We start from the raw sequence: 13,784 nt of genomic DNA on the forward strand, positions 1-13,784 counted from the left end.
GTGGAGTACAGCCTGGTGGGCAGCGGTCTGATGATCCAGTACTCCGCCACCACCGATGCCCCCACCGTCATCAACATCACCAACCACAGCTACTTCAACCTGAACGGACATGCCTCGGGCACCGCCATGGGACACCGCCTGCAGATGAACGCCCCCTCCTACCTGGAGACCGACGAAAACCTGATCCCCACAGGCAAGCTGATCCCGGTGGCCGGCACCCCCATGGATTTCACCGAGGAAAAGACCCTGGGCCGGGACATCGAGGCCGATTACCCCGCCCTGAAGATGGGCGGCGGCTATGACCATTGCTTCGTCATTGCGGACAGCGGCCTGCGCCACGCCGCATGGCTCACCGGCCCCCAGACCGGTATCCGGATGGAGACCCTGACCACCCAGCCCGGTGTACAGGTGTACACGGCCAACAGCCTGGACCTGAACTGTCCCGGCAAGGACGGCACCGAGTACCACGGCCGGGATGCTGTCTGCCTGGAGACCCAGGATTTCCCTGACGCCCCCAACCATATGGAGTTCCCGGACACCACCGTGACCCCCAAGGCGGCCTACAGCGCCACCACCCTGTACCGGTTTGATACCGCACCCCTGTAAAACAAAAAAGCACCGCCGTCCGGTCTTTGTCAGACCGGACGGCGGTTTTGTTTTTATGCAGTGAGGGCTGTCACAGATGCAGGATCAGCCGTGCAAAGTTGAAGTAGATGAGCAGGGTGGTGGTATCCACGATGGTGGTGATGAGGGGCGAAGCCATGACCGCCGGGTCGATGCCGATCTTGCGGGCAGCCAGGGGCAGCGCACCGCCGATGAGCTGGGAGAGCAGAACGGTGCACAGCAAGGTCAGGCTGACCACCAGGGCCACGCCCAACCCCACCCGGTCAAACAGGGACAGTTTGATGATGTTGCAGATGGCCAAGGTACCGCCGCACATGAGGGCGACCCGCATTTCCCGCCAGAGGATGCGGGGCAGGTCCCGGGGGCGGATATCCCCCACCGCCACCCCGCGGATGATGGTGGAGGTACTCTGGCTGCCCGCGTTGCCGCCGGCGTCGGTGAGCATGGGGATGTAGGCGGTGAGCACGGTCACGGCGGCCAGGGCATTCTCATACCCGCGGATGACCAGACTGGAGAAGGTGGCGCTGAGCATGAGGAAAAGCAGCCAGGGGGTACGGCTCTTGTACAGCTCCCACATGCTCATGCGGAAGTAGGGCTTGTCCACCGGCGACATGGCGTTCATCTTGGCGAAGTCCTCGCTGGCTTCGTCCTGCAGGATGCTGATGGCGTCGTCCACCGTGACGATGCCCACCAGACGCTTTTCGTTATCCACCACCGGAATGGCCAGAAAGCCGTATTTTTCAAACAGCTGGGAGGTCTCCTCCCGGTCGGTGGAGGTGTGCACGCTGATGACGCCCGGTTCCATCAGTTCCCGGACGGTGCGGGTTTCATCCTTTTCCAGCACCAGGGCCCGCAGGGAGACCACCCCTTCCAGGGTGCGGTCGGGACCGGTGACATAGCAGTTGTTGATGGTCTCCTTGTCAAAACCGTTCTGCCGGATAGCATCCATGGCCTGCCGGACCGTCCAGTCGGGAGAAAGTTCCATGAATTCCGGCGTCATGACACCGCCGGCGGAATCTTCCGGATACTTGAGCAGTTCGTTGATCATCTGGCGGGTCTCGGGGCCGGCCTGGGCCAGAATGCGCTTGACCACCCCGGCGGGCATCTCCTCCACCAGGTCGGCGGCATCGTCGGCGCAGAGCTCCTCCACCACCACTTTCAGTTCCTTATCGGACAGACCCTCAATGAGGCTCTGCTGGGTCTCGGGGGTCAGTTCGGCAAAAATCTCCGCCGCCAGGTCCTTGGGGCACAGGCGATAGAGGACCGGGAGTTTTTCCGGGGGCAGATCCTCGAATACGGCGGCCACGTCGGGCGCCGGCAGGGTCTGCAGTACATCACGCAGGCTCTGGTATTTCTTGGCATCATCCAGATGAGCCAGCATGGTCTTGATGGTCTGGATCGTGGTATCAGACATAAAAAAGCTGCCTCCTTTCGGCGGCAGCCTGCTGTTCGGGGAATAAGATTCAGCCAACGCAATGCGTGGCCAAGCCCGGTGGGGCAAAGGTGCGCTTGATCAGAACCGCACACTTGCCCCGCCGAACTTATCCGAAACGGCGGCTGCCGACTGGTATTCACATCGGTTCACAGGACTACCGGGAAGTTCCATTCGTCAACCACCGTCCTTTCCTTGCAAAATTCGGGGCACAGCCCCAGGCATCATAACTCTACCATGGGAAACCGGCCAAGTCAACCCCGGCCGAAAAGAAAATTTTTACGCCCGGGCAAACAAAATCGGGCAGCCCGAAGGCTGCCCGATTCGTTCCCGTTTCTGGGAGTATATGCTGGTTGCCGCAGATTACGCCATCAGTTCCTTGACGCAGGCGGCGATCTTCTCGTCCTTGCAGGCGGGGAAGAAGTACTCGGCGAAGTGCTCGCCGGCGAAGGCGCCCTTGACCAGGTCACGGTCCAGGTCCTTCAGGATGTCGCACAGGTCACGGTAAGCCACCGCGCGCACGCCGTCCAGGATCTTCTTGTTGCGCTGCTCGGGGACCACCCGCTCTTTGGGGTAGCCCTGGCCATGACCGAAGCCGAACAGCTTCTCAAAGGTGTATTCCAGGTTGAGCTCGCCGCCCCAGCCGAAGCCCTTGGCAAAGGGCATGGCCACGGCATTGCCGTCGTTCACATGGGCAAAGGTGTAGCCGTCCACGGGATCTTCCACATGGCCGCAGATGACGCCGGGGAAGCTGTTCAGAGCCAGCATGGCGCCTTCGCCGGTGCCGCAGCCGGTGATGACATAGTCGGCAGCGCCGGAGTTCAGCAGCACAGCGGCCAGGATGCCGTTCTGCACATAGGTCAGCTGGGCGGCATCGTCGGCGGTGTACATACCGTAGTTGACCACCTCATGGCCCATGGGCTCCACCACCTTGCGCAGGGTGGCTTCGATGAGGGCGTTCTTGGCGGCCTGGCTGTTTTCGTTGATGAGTGCGATCTTCATGTTGATTTCTCCTTTTTTGATGTGGGTTGATATTCGATACGGAAACAAAGGTATAACAGCAAATTTATTCCATCTCAAACGAGAGGACTTCCCGCAGATAATGCAGATCGTCGCCTTGCAGGGGCTGGCCGTTGACCACGGCCTCCCCCACCTGGTTGTCATAAGGGTCGTTGCGCCAGAACTCATCCGGCGGGGTCAGCTGGGCATAAAATTCCCGGTTGGCCACCATGCGCAGGGGGTCCAGGTTGCCGAAATAGTGACGGCGGCGCTCCTCGTCCCCCCGGCGGTGGGCGCCGGAGCCGAAGGAACAGTCCGCCCACAGCCAGCCGTATGGGGCAATGTAGAACTGGGCCCAGTCGTGGCTGGACGCCCCCTGGGGGGTGACATACAGGCCGCTCTGCCACCGGGCCGGAATGCCGGCGATGCGGCAGAGGGTGATGAACAGCAGCGCCATGACCCCGCAGTCCCCCCAGCCAGATTTGGCACAGTTGTCGGCGATGGATTCCAGGCAGGCATACGCGGGCTGGTAGCGGTAGTTGGTGTGGGTGGTCACATAGTCGTAAATGGCCCGGGCCTTTTCCACCGGACCGTCGCAGCCTTCGGTGAGCTCGGCGCACAGGCTCCGCAGCCAGGGGGTGAAGAGGATGTGGGGCGCCTGTTCTTCGGTGCAGAAGGTGGGCTGCACCGCATCCGGGGTCAGATGGTCCATGTCCAGATACTCCGCCCGGATATGGTAGCGGTAGGTCACCGAGAAGGGACCATCCCCCGCCTTGCCGTGCCAGAACACGGTGCGCTGTTCGGCGTCGCTGTGGGCGAATTCCGCCCCCGGGGTGGCATCCAGGATCTCGATACCGCTCTGCTGTTCACAGGCCGCCGGGATGGGCAGCCAGGCCAGCATCTCGGCTTCCGGGTCGGCGGGGTGTTCCGGGCCGATGGTGGCCCGCAGGGTGATGGTGGCATCCAGATGCCCCTGTTCCTTCATGGCGGCAATGACCTTGCCCCGGACCCCGGAAGCCGGATCAGGGGTGAGCCCCCGGGCGATCATGTCCGGGTAGAGGCGCAGGGCCTCCAGGAAGCGGTCCAGATAGTAGGGTTTGCCTTCAATATAGCGCCAGTCCACCCGGTCGGCTTCCACCAGGGCATCAAATTCCTCCGGGGCGAAGTCGGGGATCTCCTGGCGCACCAGAGCGATGGCAGCATCCCGGTCCAGGGTATAGTTGTACGGGATGCGGTGCATGATCTGGCGCAGCGCCAGCAGGGCGCCCCGCCCGGTCCGGGGCAGGCGGTCCCCGGCCAGCAGTTGATCAATACGGGCATTGGCGGCAAAAAAATACCCCGCTGTGTACAGCCGCTGCACATCGGCAGGCACGCCGGCCGCCAGGTCGGCAAAGACCGCGTTCCGGTCCATGCAAATTCCCCCTCACATCACGATCTCGCGATAATACGTCGTGTTGACGGTCTTGTCCACTTCGGCGATGGCGGCGATGCAGCCGTCCAGCGTCTTGGCCACATCGTCCAGGCTCTTCCACTGGGCGGCGGCGGGCTTGACCTTTTCTTCCAGATACGGTCCGATATCGGTGTGGGAGCAGGCACCCTCGATCAGGTAGGCGCCCTCTCTGGCGGGCTGGGTCTGGGGTTCAAACCCGCTGTCGCTGCCCATGCTGGTGAGCAGGAAACCGCCCTTGCGGCCCCGGCCTCCCACCAGGATGCGCACCCCCACCGGCCGGATATCCGCAACGGTACGGGCTTTTTCGGCCATGACCCGCACCGCCTTTTCCAGGGTGAGGTAACGGGCATCATACTCATCCAGGGCGTTGACGATCTGCACGGCGGTCATGGTGTCCCCCGCAAAGCCCACCAGGATATTCTTGTTGACCTTGCGCAGCTTGGGCAGATCGTTGGTGATGACCTTGGGCTTGCCGTCCAGGACCGGTTCCTCCACCATGCGGCCATCACTGACCATGGCGCAGAAAGCCTCCCCGCATACTGCCAGGATCGCACTCATACTTTCAACCATCCTTTATCATTCTGTTTCGGGACCATTGTAGCATACCGCCCCGCAAATGAAAAGGGGGCGCAGATGCGCCCCCACCCTTCCCTGCCGGGAAAGGTTGTGTACGAATTGTCAGCCCTTGGTGATCTTGAGCATATCGGCACCCGGCTCCACATCGCCGGAAGCCACCAGGTCCACGCTGGCGAAATCGTCGGTGTTGGTGATGACGGTGATGACCACAGCGGGATGACCGGCGGCCTTGATCTTGTCCAGATCCATCTTCAGCAGCAGCTGGCCTTTCTTGACCTTGTCGCCCAGCTTGACCTTGGCAACAAAACCGTCCCCCTTCATCTCCACGGTGTCCACGCCCACGTGGATCAGCACTTCCACGCCGCCGGCGCCCTGGATGCCCAGTGCGTGCAGGGTATCGGGAGCCTGGGTGATCTCGCCGTCAATGGGCGCATACACCTCACCCACAGAAGGATCGATGCCGCAGCACTGACCCAGAATACCCTGGGCAAACACCTCGTCGGGAATGTCTTCCATCTTGACAACGGCGCCCTTGGCGTCCGCCGCGACCATGATCGGCCCAGCCGGAGCGGCGGGCTCTGCTTTCTTCTTGAACATGTCAAAAAATCCCATGATGGTCTCTCCTTCTTTGCTGGCCCGCGCGGCGGGCAAGTTGATACCCTTATTGTACATGAAAATCCGTGTAAAATCAATGAGAAATCCGTTATTCCTCTGCGGCAATCTGCCGCTGCACGGCCCGGATCCCCTGCCAGGTGATCTCGGCCATCTGCTCCACCGATTCCGGCTTTTGTTTCTGCAGCCACAGCCCGATGGCCCCGAAGCAGCCCTGCACCGCAAAGGAGGTCAGGTAATGCTGGCGGGCCGTGCCGCCGTCCGGTGCCATGTAGCCCAGGCACCGCTCCGAGATCACCGTCTGCAGCCGCTGCACGAAGGCCGGGTCCCCGTTGGGGCCCAGCAGGGCGGCACAGATGGCGTCATTCTGATCCAGATATTCAAACAGGGCCAGCAGGGCTTTGGGCGTGGTGTCGCTGTCCAGACGGGGCAGCAGGGCATCCATGAACAGATTGAGCTGGTCCACCTGTTCCTGTTCCAGACGGTCAAGCAGCTCATAAATATCCCGGTAATGAAAATAGAAAGTGCCCCGGCTGACGCGGGCCAGGCGGGTGAGTTCACGCACCGTGATGTCCCGCACAGGTTTCTGCACCAGCAAAGACACCAGCGCGTCGCACAAACGCCGGCGGGTGGCGCGAACGCTGCGGTTGGCTTCGCCTTTGCTGTTCATTGTATGTTCCGTCCTTTCCCGCGTTTTCAGCGCGGTTTCTTACTTCCATAGTAGTGGTGCGGGCGGCATTTGTCAAGGAAAAACGGGCACTTTGTTCAAAAAAAGATGTGCAGTATTCCCGTTTTTGTGCATTGCAGACGGGTTTTCATTCCTGTATGACAGTGTTATAATGCAAAAAAGTCCCTTATTCTGGAAAGGAAGTACCTTCATGATCCTGGACCGTGACCGCGCCCGCCGCGCTTTTGCTGATTATACCCGGGCTTACGACCCCACCGACCCCAAGGTGCGCCTGAAGATCGAACACACCTACCGGGTGGCCGGACTGTGCGAGCAGATCGCCCGCAGCCTTTCCCTGTCCGAATCAGACACCGACCTGGCCTGGATGGCCGGCCTGCTGCACGATGTGGGCCGGTTCGAGCAGCTGCGCCGGTACGGCACCTTTGAAGATGCCAGGTCCATTGACCATGCCGCCTGCAGCGAGGAAGTGCTCTTCCGGCAAGGGCATATCCGGGACTACCTGGACGACGCCTCTGCCGACGAGCCCCTGCGCACCGCTGTGCGCTGGCACAGCGCCTACCGCCTGCCCGAAGGCCTGGACGACGCCACCCTGCAGCTGTGCAACATCCTGCGGGACGCGGACAAGATCGACATCCTGCGGGTGAACGTGGAGACCCCGCTGGAGGAGATCTACAATGTGACCACCGAAGCCCTGCGCACCGCCCCCGTGACCCCTGCCGTGCTGGAAGCCTTTTATGCCCACCACACGGTGCTGCGGGCCCTGAAGCGCACCCCTGCCGACAATGTGGTGGGGCACGCCTCCCTGGTGTACGAGCTGGTCTATCCCGAAAGCCTGCGGGAGGTGAGCCGGCAGGGGTATCTGTGGCAGCTGCTGGATTTCAAGACCGAAAACCCGGACACCGCCCGGGATTTTGCCGCTTTGCGGGACCACATGCACACCTGGCTGGCAAAGGCCGTGTGCTGACTGCAGAAGATAAAAACACCCCCGATGCGGTCTGCATCGGGGGTGTTCGGCTTGTTAAGGGTGCATCAGAAATTCTTGGACTTCAGCTCAAAGTAAGCCTGGGGATGGGCGCACACCGGGCACTTGACGGGAGCATGGGTGCCGATGTAGATGAAGCCGCAGTTGCGGCACTGCCAGACCTGCTCGGTCTCGCGGGCAAAGACCTTGCCGGCCTCGATGTTGGCGGCCAGGGCCTTGTAGCGCTCCTCGTGCTCCTTCTCGATGCCCGCCACCATGGAGAACAGGGCGGAGATCTCATCAAAGCCCTCCTCCTTGGCCTCGGCGGCCATGCGGGGATACATGGAGGTGTGCTCCTCGTTTTCGCCCTGGGCGGCCATCTTCAGGCAGGTCAGGGTGTCGGGGATCTCGCCGTTTTCCATCAGGAGCTTGAACCAGATCTTGGCGTGCTCCTTCTCATTGTTGGCGGTCTCGTTGAAGATGGCCGAGATCTGCTCGTAGCCTTCCTTCTTGGCCTTGGAGGCGAAGTAGGTGTATTTGTTGCGGGCCTGGCTTTCACCGGCGAAAGCTTCCCACAGGTTCTTTTCGGTCTTGCTGCCTTTGAGTTCCATATTACAATCTCTCCTTTTTGTTGCTTTGTGGTGTATCTTACTGCAAGTTTAAGACTTTGTCTTAACCTAAGTATACAGGAATCCCGGTGGGATGTCAAGCCTGTTTCCGCCGTTTTTTCCCGCATAAATTTGTGAAACATGCTCAAACAAGGAGCATTTGCATTGACAAGCCGCCCCGGATAGAGTAGAGTATTTATAGGATACAATCTTATTGTATCCAGACCCATAAGAAAGGACGGGACTTCCATGACACGTCAAAGACGCCTGATTTTGGACCTGATGCGCCAAAGTCCCCGCCACATGACGGCCGACGAGATCTTCGCCCAGGCACGCCAGCAGATGCCCAGCATTGCCCGCGGTACCGTGTACCGCAACCTGAAGCTGATGGAACAGGCCCGGGAGATCGCACGGCTGGAAATGCCGCAGGGACCCGACCGGTATGACAAGACTTCGGCCCCCCACGGCCATCTGTACTGCGACGGCTGCGGAGATCTGCAGGACATTCCGGTGGTGGGACTGGTCAAGGAAATTGAGAACGCCATCGGCACCGAGGTGCGCAGCTACCAGCTGACCATCCATTACCTGTGCCCCGCCTGTCGGGCCAAGAACGCACAGTAACAGTATGGGCCATGTGCCCGCCGCCCAGTCCCCCGCCGGGGACCGGGCGTTTTCTTTTTTGTTGGATTCCTTATTATAAATGGGCAGAGGAAAAGGGCGCACAGGCGCGGAGGTGATTCCGGTCTGTGCGCCCTTGTGCTGTCAGTCTATGCTTCAGGTCTCTGCGGTGTGCCCGGGCGCCGGTGCGGCCAGGGTCTGTTCCAGCAGGTCCAGGAATTGTTTGAGGGCCGGATTGCGGTTGTCCGGCAGGTACAGCGCTCCGAAGGTCAGCAGATCAAATTCCGGCAGCGGGATGTAGCGCAATCCCTCCCGTCGGGCAGCCGGAAAATCCGCCATGACCGCGAAGGCGTAGCCTGTCTCCACCAGGGTACCCACCACGTCCTGGTTGTCGCAGAAAAGGATCTGCTCCGGACCGCGGGTGCCCACCGCCCGGTTCTGGATGGCAAACAGGGCCGGCGGACAGATGGGCGGACGGCAGACCGCAATCCGCCCGCAGCCGGACATCTCCTGCACGGTCAGGCTCTCGCGGCCGGCCAGGGGATGCCCCTCACTGCAGACGCACACCGCCCGACAATGGGTCAGGGTGCGGAACTTCTGCTTGGCCTCCTCCCCGCTGCTGCGTCCCGGTGCCCGGAAGGAAAAGATCATGTCGATGTCCCCGTCCGCCAGCAGGTTTCGCACCGCATCAAAGGGAATCAGGCGCAGTACCGGCATCAGCCCCGGCTCCTCCACCCGCAGCCGCTCCAGCGCAGGGCGCAGCACCCGCAGTTCGGTGGTGTTGCGGCAGCCGATGACCACCCGGGAAAGTTCCTCGGTGCGGAATTTCTTCATCCGGGCCTTGGACAGTTCGGACAGCTTGAGGATCTCCCCCGCATACTGGGTGAACTGGAACCCCTCCTGGGTCAGACGCACGCTCTTGCTGGTGCGCCGAAACAGTCTGACCCCCAGTTCGTCCTCCAGCGTGGAGATCTGGTGGCTCACCGCCGGCTGGGTCAGGCGCAGCTGCTCCGCCGCCCGGGAAAAGTTCAGATAGTTGGCCACGGCCATAAAGCATTCCAGCTGGGTTGTGTTCATAACAGGAAAGCCTCCCAAAACTGCGGGCACAGGTTCAGCCTGGGCCTGCAATAACTTTTATCTATAAATTTCTTTTATAGAATATAACAGATTTGAATTTCACATGCAAGGGAAATTGTGCTATAAAACAGTACGGAGCTAAATTGTTCAGCTTCAAACAATCTGCAAAGAGGTGAGACCATGGCAGCCGTGAACCGGGAAGAACTGATCCGGGACAACCGGCGCATCAGCATCCAGATCGAGCAGATGGCCAACAGTTCCATGGCCGAACAGGACCTGACCGCCATGCAGGCCAACATGCTGCGCTACATCCTGCGCCATTCCGAAGAGGGCACTTCCCTGACGGCCATTCATCGGGAATTCGGGTATTCCATGGCGGCGCTGTCCGGCATGCTCAAACGGCTGCGAAAGAAAGGCTATGTGCGGGTGGAACCCTGCGACGGGGACGACCGCCGCAAGCTGCTGTTCGGCACCCGGCAGGGAGAGGAAATGCGGGCCTATCTGGACCGGGCCATCGACAACGCCCAGGACAGGCTGTGCGACTGCTTTTCCCCCGAAGAGCTGGAGAGCCTGGATCGCCTGCAAAAGAAAATGCTGCAGAATCTGGCAGCATTATCGGAACAGAAACACAACAAGGAGGCATCTGAATCGTGAAAACAGTATTGCGTCAGCTGGGCCGCTACCGGCGGGATACCTGGCTCTGCATTGCCATGACCACCCTGGAAGTGATCATGGAGATCCTGCTGCCCTTCATCACCGCCCTCATCATTGACGAGGGCCTGGAGGCAGCCAGCCTGCCTACCGTCTACCGGTACGGCGCTCTGATGGTGGTCATGTCCTTCTGCGGTCTGGCCTTCGGTGCGCTGGGCGGCAAGTTTGCGGCCAGCGCATCTTCCGGCCTGGCAGCCAACCTGCGGGAGGCCGTGTACAACAACATCCAGACATTTTCTTTTTCCAACATCGACAAGTTCAGCGTTCCCGGCCTGGTCACCCGCATGACCACCGACATCACCAACGTACAGAACGCCTACATGATGCTCATCCGGGTGGCGGTGCGCTCCCCCCTGATGCTGGTGTTCAGCTACATCATGTGCCTGATCATCAGCCCCAAGCTGAGCCTGACCTTCCTGCTGGCGGTGCTGTTCCTGGCCGTGGTGCTGGGCGTCATCATGGTGGTGACCATGCGCATCTTCACCGAGGTGTTCAGCAAGTACGATGACCTGAACGCCAGCGTGCAGGAGAACGTGTCCGCCATCCGGGTGGTCAAGGCCTTTGTGCGGGAGGATTACGAGGACAAGAAGTTTGCCAAGGCTTCCCAGAACCTGTACCGCCTGTTTGTCAAGGCCGAGGGCCTGCTGGCCTTCAACAACCCGGCCATGATGCTGGCCGTCTACTTCTGCATCATCATGGTGTCCTGGCTGGGCGCCCACTTCATCGTGAGCGGCAGCATGAGCGCCGGCGAGCTGACCAGCCTGTTCAGCTACGTCATGAGTCTGATGATGAGCCTGATGATGCTTTCCATGGTGGTGGTCATGATCACCATGTCCATGGCCAGCATCCGCCGTATCAGCGAGGTGCTCAACGAGACCCCCGACCTGGCCGAGCCCGAAAGCCCTGTGTACAAGGTGGCCGACGGCAGCATCGACTTCGACCATGTGGACTTTTCCTACAAGCACGGCAGCGGCAAGAACGCCCTGTCCGACATTGACCTGCACATCCGTTCCGGCGAGACCATCGGCGTTATCGGCGGCACCGGTTCGGGCAAGAGCAGCCTGGTCAACCTGATCTGCCGGCTGTACGATACCGACAAGGGCACCGTCAAGGTAGGCGGCGTGGACGTGCGCAAGTATGATATGGAGACCCTGCGCAACGAGGTCTCGGTGGTACTGCAGAAGAACACCCTGTTCTCCGGCACCATCCTGGACAACCTGCGCTGGGGCAACCCCGACGCCACCGAGGAAGAGTGCAAGGCAGCCTGCCATGCCGCCTGCGCCGATGAGTTCATTGACCGCTTCCCTGATGGGTACCACACCCGCATCGAGCGGGGCGGCGCCAACGTGTCCGGCGGCCAGAAGCAGCGGCTGTGCATTGCCCGCGCCCTGCTGAAGAAACCCAAGGTGCTGATTCTGGACGACTCCACCAGCGCCGTGGACACCGCCACCGACGCCAAGATCCGGGCCGCCTTTGCCAAGGAGATCCCCGGCACCACCAAGATCATCATTGCCCAGCGTATTTCCAGCGTGGAGAACGCCGACCGCATCCTGGTGCTGGACAACGGCCGCATCAACGGCTTCGACACCCACGAAAACCTGCTCAAGACCAACGCCATCTACCGGGAGATCTACGAATCCCAGGTCAAGGGCGGCGGCGACTTTGACCAGCCGGCCTGAAAGGAGAGTTGAAACCATGAATCAAAAAGCATCCCGCGGCGCCTCTCTGGGCGTTCTCAAGCGTGTGCTGGGGTACATGATGCACACCTACAAATGGCCGTTCCTGGCCGTGGTGGCCTGCATCCTGATCTCCTCCACCGCCACCGTGGCCGGGGCCACCTTTCCCCAGACCCTGGTGGATGATTACATCACCCCCATGCTGGCCGGCGGCAGCCAGGATTTCAGCCAGCTGGCCCACGCCCTGCTGGGCCTGATCGCTTTGCTGGCCATCGGCGTGGTGGGTTCCTTTGCCTACAACCGCATCATGGTCACCATCTGCCAGGGCACCCTGCGCCGTCTGCGTGACGACCTGTTCGGCAAGATGGAATCCCTGCCCATCAAATACTTCGATACCCACGCCCACGGCGACATCATGTCGGTGTACACCAACGATATCGACACCCTGCGCCAGCTCATGAGCCAGAGCATCCCCCAGGTCATCAACTCCGGCCTGACCATGGTGGTCACTCTGGTGACCATGCTCCTGCTCAACCCTGCGCTGAGCGTCATCTCCATCCTCACCGCCGTCATCATGGCCGCGGTGGCCAAGAACTTCTCCCGCCTGTCCGGCCGGTACTATGTGGAACAGCAGAAGAACCTGGGCATTGTGGACGGCTTCATTGAGGAGATGCTGGACGGCCAGAAGGTTGTCAAGGTCTTCTGCCACGAGGAAGCCGCCAAGGCGGACTTCCACCGGGTGAACGAAGCCCTGCGGGACAGCGCCGACAAGGCCAACCGCTACGCCAACCTGCTCATGCCCGTCAACGGCAACATCGGCTGGCTGAGCTACGCCGTGGTGGCCGTGGTGGGCGCCATCCTGGGCATCAACGGCATGGCCGGGGTCACCCTGGGCACCGTCATCACCTTTGTGGGGCTGAACAAGAGCTTTACCCAGCCCATCACCCAGATCAGCACCCAGCTGAACTTTGTGGTCAACGCGGCGGCCGGCGCCCAGCGTGTCTTTGACCTGATGGACGAGACCCCCGAAAAGGACGAAGGCTATGTGGAACTGGTCAACGCCCGGGAGGAAGCCGACGGCAGCCTGACCGAGCAAAAGGAACGGACCAACACCTGGGCCTGGAAGCATCCCCACAAGGCCGACGGCACCGTGACCTACACCAAGCTGGAAGGCGGCGTGGTCTTTGACGACGTGGACTTCGGCTACGATGAGAACAAGCTGGTGCTGCACAACATCAGTCTGTGGGCCAAACCGGGCCAGAAGATCGCCTTTGTGGGCGCCACCGGTGCCGGCAAGACCACCATCACCAACCTGATCAACCGCTTCTACGACATTGCCGACGGCAAGATCCGCTACGACGGCATCAACATCAACAAGATCAAGAAGCCCGATCTGCGGCGCAGCCTGGGCATCGTGCTGCAGGACACCCACCTGTTCACCGGCACTGTCATGGATAACATCCGGTATGGCAACCTGGACGCCAGCGACGAGGAGTGCATCGCTGCTGCACGGCTGGCCAACGCCGACGGCTTTATCCGCCGCCTGCCTGACGGCTACAACACCATGCTGACCGGCGACGGCGCCAACCTGAGCCAGGGCCAGCGGCAGCTGCTGGCCATTGCCCGGGCGGCCGTGGCCGACCCGCCGGTGCTGATCCTGGATGAGGCCACCTCCTCCATTGATACCCGCACCGAAAAGCTGGTGCAGGACGGCATGGACGCCCTGATGTACGGGCGCACCACCTTTGTCAT

The 13,784-nt window shown here is 61.1% G+C and carries 14 protein-coding genes; 6 read left to right on the forward strand and 8 right to left on the reverse strand.

Annotated features, from left to right (window positions below; all coding sequences use genetic code 11):
* On the forward strand, positions 1-606 hold a 606-nt coding region (locus tag Q0K17_RS07570), incomplete at its 5' end, for an aldose epimerase family protein (protein ID WP_294541702.1).
* A gap of 70 nt (positions 607-676) precedes the next feature.
* Here the strand turns inward: Q0K17_RS07570 and mgtE are convergent.
* The 6 genes from mgtE to Q0K17_RS07600 form a co-directional block, all read right to left on the reverse strand.
* Complete coding sequence (mgtE, locus tag Q0K17_RS07575) at positions 677-2,038, reverse strand: magnesium transporter (RefSeq protein ID WP_294541705.1); 1,362 nt, start codon at positions 2,036-2,038, stop codon at positions 677-679.
* A gap of 381 nt (positions 2,039-2,419) precedes the next feature.
* Entirely contained in the window at positions 2,420-3,058 is a 639-nt protein-coding gene (locus Q0K17_RS07580) for an RpiB/LacA/LacB family sugar-phosphate isomerase (protein WP_294541707.1), read from the reverse strand.
* A 64-nt stretch (positions 3,059-3,122) separates the two neighbouring features.
* The gene (locus Q0K17_RS07585; protein WP_294541709.1) at positions 3,123-4,466 is read right to left on the reverse strand and encodes a transglutaminase-like domain-containing protein; all 1,344 of its coding nucleotides are present in this window, start codon (positions 4,464-4,466) and stop codon (positions 3,123-3,125) included.
* Between the two features lie 12 nt (positions 4,467-4,478).
* Entirely contained in the window at positions 4,479-5,063 is a 585-nt protein-coding gene (locus Q0K17_RS07590; protein WP_294541714.1) for a hypothetical protein, read from the reverse strand.
* Between the two features lie 120 nt (positions 5,064-5,183).
* Entirely contained in the window at positions 5,184-5,693 is a 510-nt protein-coding gene (locus tag Q0K17_RS07595; protein ID WP_294541718.1) for a PTS glucose transporter subunit IIA, read from the reverse strand.
* Positions 5,694-5,784: 91 nt separating this feature from the next.
* Positions 5,785-6,363 carry a TetR/AcrR family transcriptional regulator gene (locus Q0K17_RS07600; RefSeq protein ID WP_294541720.1) on the reverse strand — a complete coding sequence of 193 codons (579 nt, stop codon included), beginning with the start codon at positions 6,361-6,363 and terminating at the stop codon, positions 5,785-5,787.
* A 208-nt stretch (positions 6,364-6,571) separates the two neighbouring features.
* Between Q0K17_RS07600 and Q0K17_RS07605 the strand changes: the two genes are divergently transcribed.
* A complete protein-coding gene (locus Q0K17_RS07605) occupies positions 6,572-7,345 on the forward strand; it encodes an HD domain-containing protein (RefSeq protein ID WP_294541723.1) in 774 nt (257 codons plus the stop codon).
* Positions 7,346-7,410: 65 nt separating this feature from the next.
* On the opposite strand, the gene rbr is transcribed toward Q0K17_RS07605, so the two are convergent.
* A complete protein-coding gene (gene rbr, locus Q0K17_RS07610) occupies positions 7,411-7,953 on the reverse strand; it encodes a rubrerythrin (RefSeq protein ID WP_294541725.1) in 543 nt (180 codons plus the stop codon).
* Between the two features lie 246 nt (positions 7,954-8,199).
* On the opposite strand from rbr, the gene Q0K17_RS07615 reads away from it, so the two are divergent.
* Positions 8,200-8,571 carry a transcriptional repressor gene (locus Q0K17_RS07615; RefSeq protein ID WP_294541727.1) on the forward strand — a complete coding sequence of 124 codons (372 nt, stop codon included), beginning with the start codon at positions 8,200-8,202 and terminating at the stop codon, positions 8,569-8,571.
* A 153-nt stretch (positions 8,572-8,724) separates the two neighbouring features.
* Here Q0K17_RS07615 and Q0K17_RS07620 read toward each other — a convergent pair whose 3' ends face one another.
* Complete coding sequence (locus tag Q0K17_RS07620; protein WP_294541730.1) at positions 8,725-9,645, reverse strand: LysR family transcriptional regulator; 921 nt, start codon at positions 9,643-9,645, stop codon at positions 8,725-8,727.
* A gap of 180 nt (positions 9,646-9,825) precedes the next feature.
* Here Q0K17_RS07620 and Q0K17_RS07625 point away from each other — a divergent pair, with 180 nt between their 5' ends.
* The 3 genes from Q0K17_RS07625 to Q0K17_RS07635 all read left to right on the forward strand — a co-directional run.
* Positions 9,826-10,299 carry a MarR family transcriptional regulator gene (locus Q0K17_RS07625; RefSeq protein ID WP_294541733.1) on the forward strand — a complete coding sequence of 158 codons (474 nt, stop codon included), beginning with the start codon at positions 9,826-9,828 and terminating at the stop codon, positions 10,297-10,299.
* A complete protein-coding gene (locus tag Q0K17_RS07630; protein WP_294541735.1) occupies positions 10,296-12,035 on the forward strand; it encodes an ABC transporter ATP-binding protein in 1,740 nt (579 codons plus the stop codon). The genes Q0K17_RS07625 and Q0K17_RS07630 overlap by 4 nt, the downstream gene beginning before the upstream one ends.
* A 16-nt stretch (positions 12,036-12,051) precedes the next feature.
* A partial coding sequence (locus Q0K17_RS07635) for an ABC transporter ATP-binding protein (protein ID WP_294541740.1) occupies positions 12,052-13,784 on the forward strand: 1,733 nt, incomplete at its 3' end.

It is taken from the genome of uncultured Gemmiger sp. (assembly GCA_944388105.1).
Classification (GTDB): Bacteria; Bacillota; Clostridia; order Oscillospirales; family Ruminococcaceae; genus Gemmiger.

Bases quoted from the DNA above. Each gene is read 5' to 3' on its own strand.
- mgtE (WP_294541705.1), bottom strand. From the start codon at position 2,038: ATGTCTGATACCACGATCCAGACCATCAAGACCATGCTGGCTCATCTG.
- Q0K17_RS07580 (WP_294541707.1), bottom strand. From the start codon at position 3,058: ATGAAGATCGCACTCATCAACGAAAACAGCCAGGCCGCCAAGAACGCC.
- Q0K17_RS07585 (WP_294541709.1), bottom strand. From the start codon at position 4,466: ATGGACCGGAACGCGGTCTTTGCCGACCTGGCGGCCGGCGTGCCTGCC.
- Q0K17_RS07590 (WP_294541714.1), bottom strand. From the start codon at position 5,063: ATGAGTGCGATCCTGGCAGTATGCGGGGAGGCTTTCTGCGCCATGGTC.
- Q0K17_RS07595 (WP_294541718.1), bottom strand. From the start codon at position 5,693: ATGGGATTTTTTGACATGTTCAAGAAGAAAGCAGAGCCCGCCGCTCCG.
- Q0K17_RS07600 (WP_294541720.1), bottom strand. From the start codon at position 6,363: ATGAACAGCAAAGGCGAAGCCAACCGCAGCGTTCGCGCCACCCGCCGG.
- Q0K17_RS07605 (WP_294541723.1), top strand. From the start codon at position 6,572: ATGATCCTGGACCGTGACCGCGCCCGCCGCGCTTTTGCTGATTATACC.
- rbr (WP_294541725.1), bottom strand. From the start codon at position 7,953: ATGGAACTCAAAGGCAGCAAGACCGAAAAGAACCTGTGGGAAGCTTTC.
- Q0K17_RS07615 (WP_294541727.1), top strand. From the start codon at position 8,200: ATGACACGTCAAAGACGCCTGATTTTGGACCTGATGCGCCAAAGTCCC.
- Q0K17_RS07620 (WP_294541730.1), bottom strand. From the start codon at position 9,645: ATGAACACAACCCAGCTGGAATGCTTTATGGCCGTGGCCAACTATCTG.
- Q0K17_RS07625 (WP_294541733.1), top strand. From the start codon at position 9,826: ATGGCAGCCGTGAACCGGGAAGAACTGATCCGGGACAACCGGCGCATC.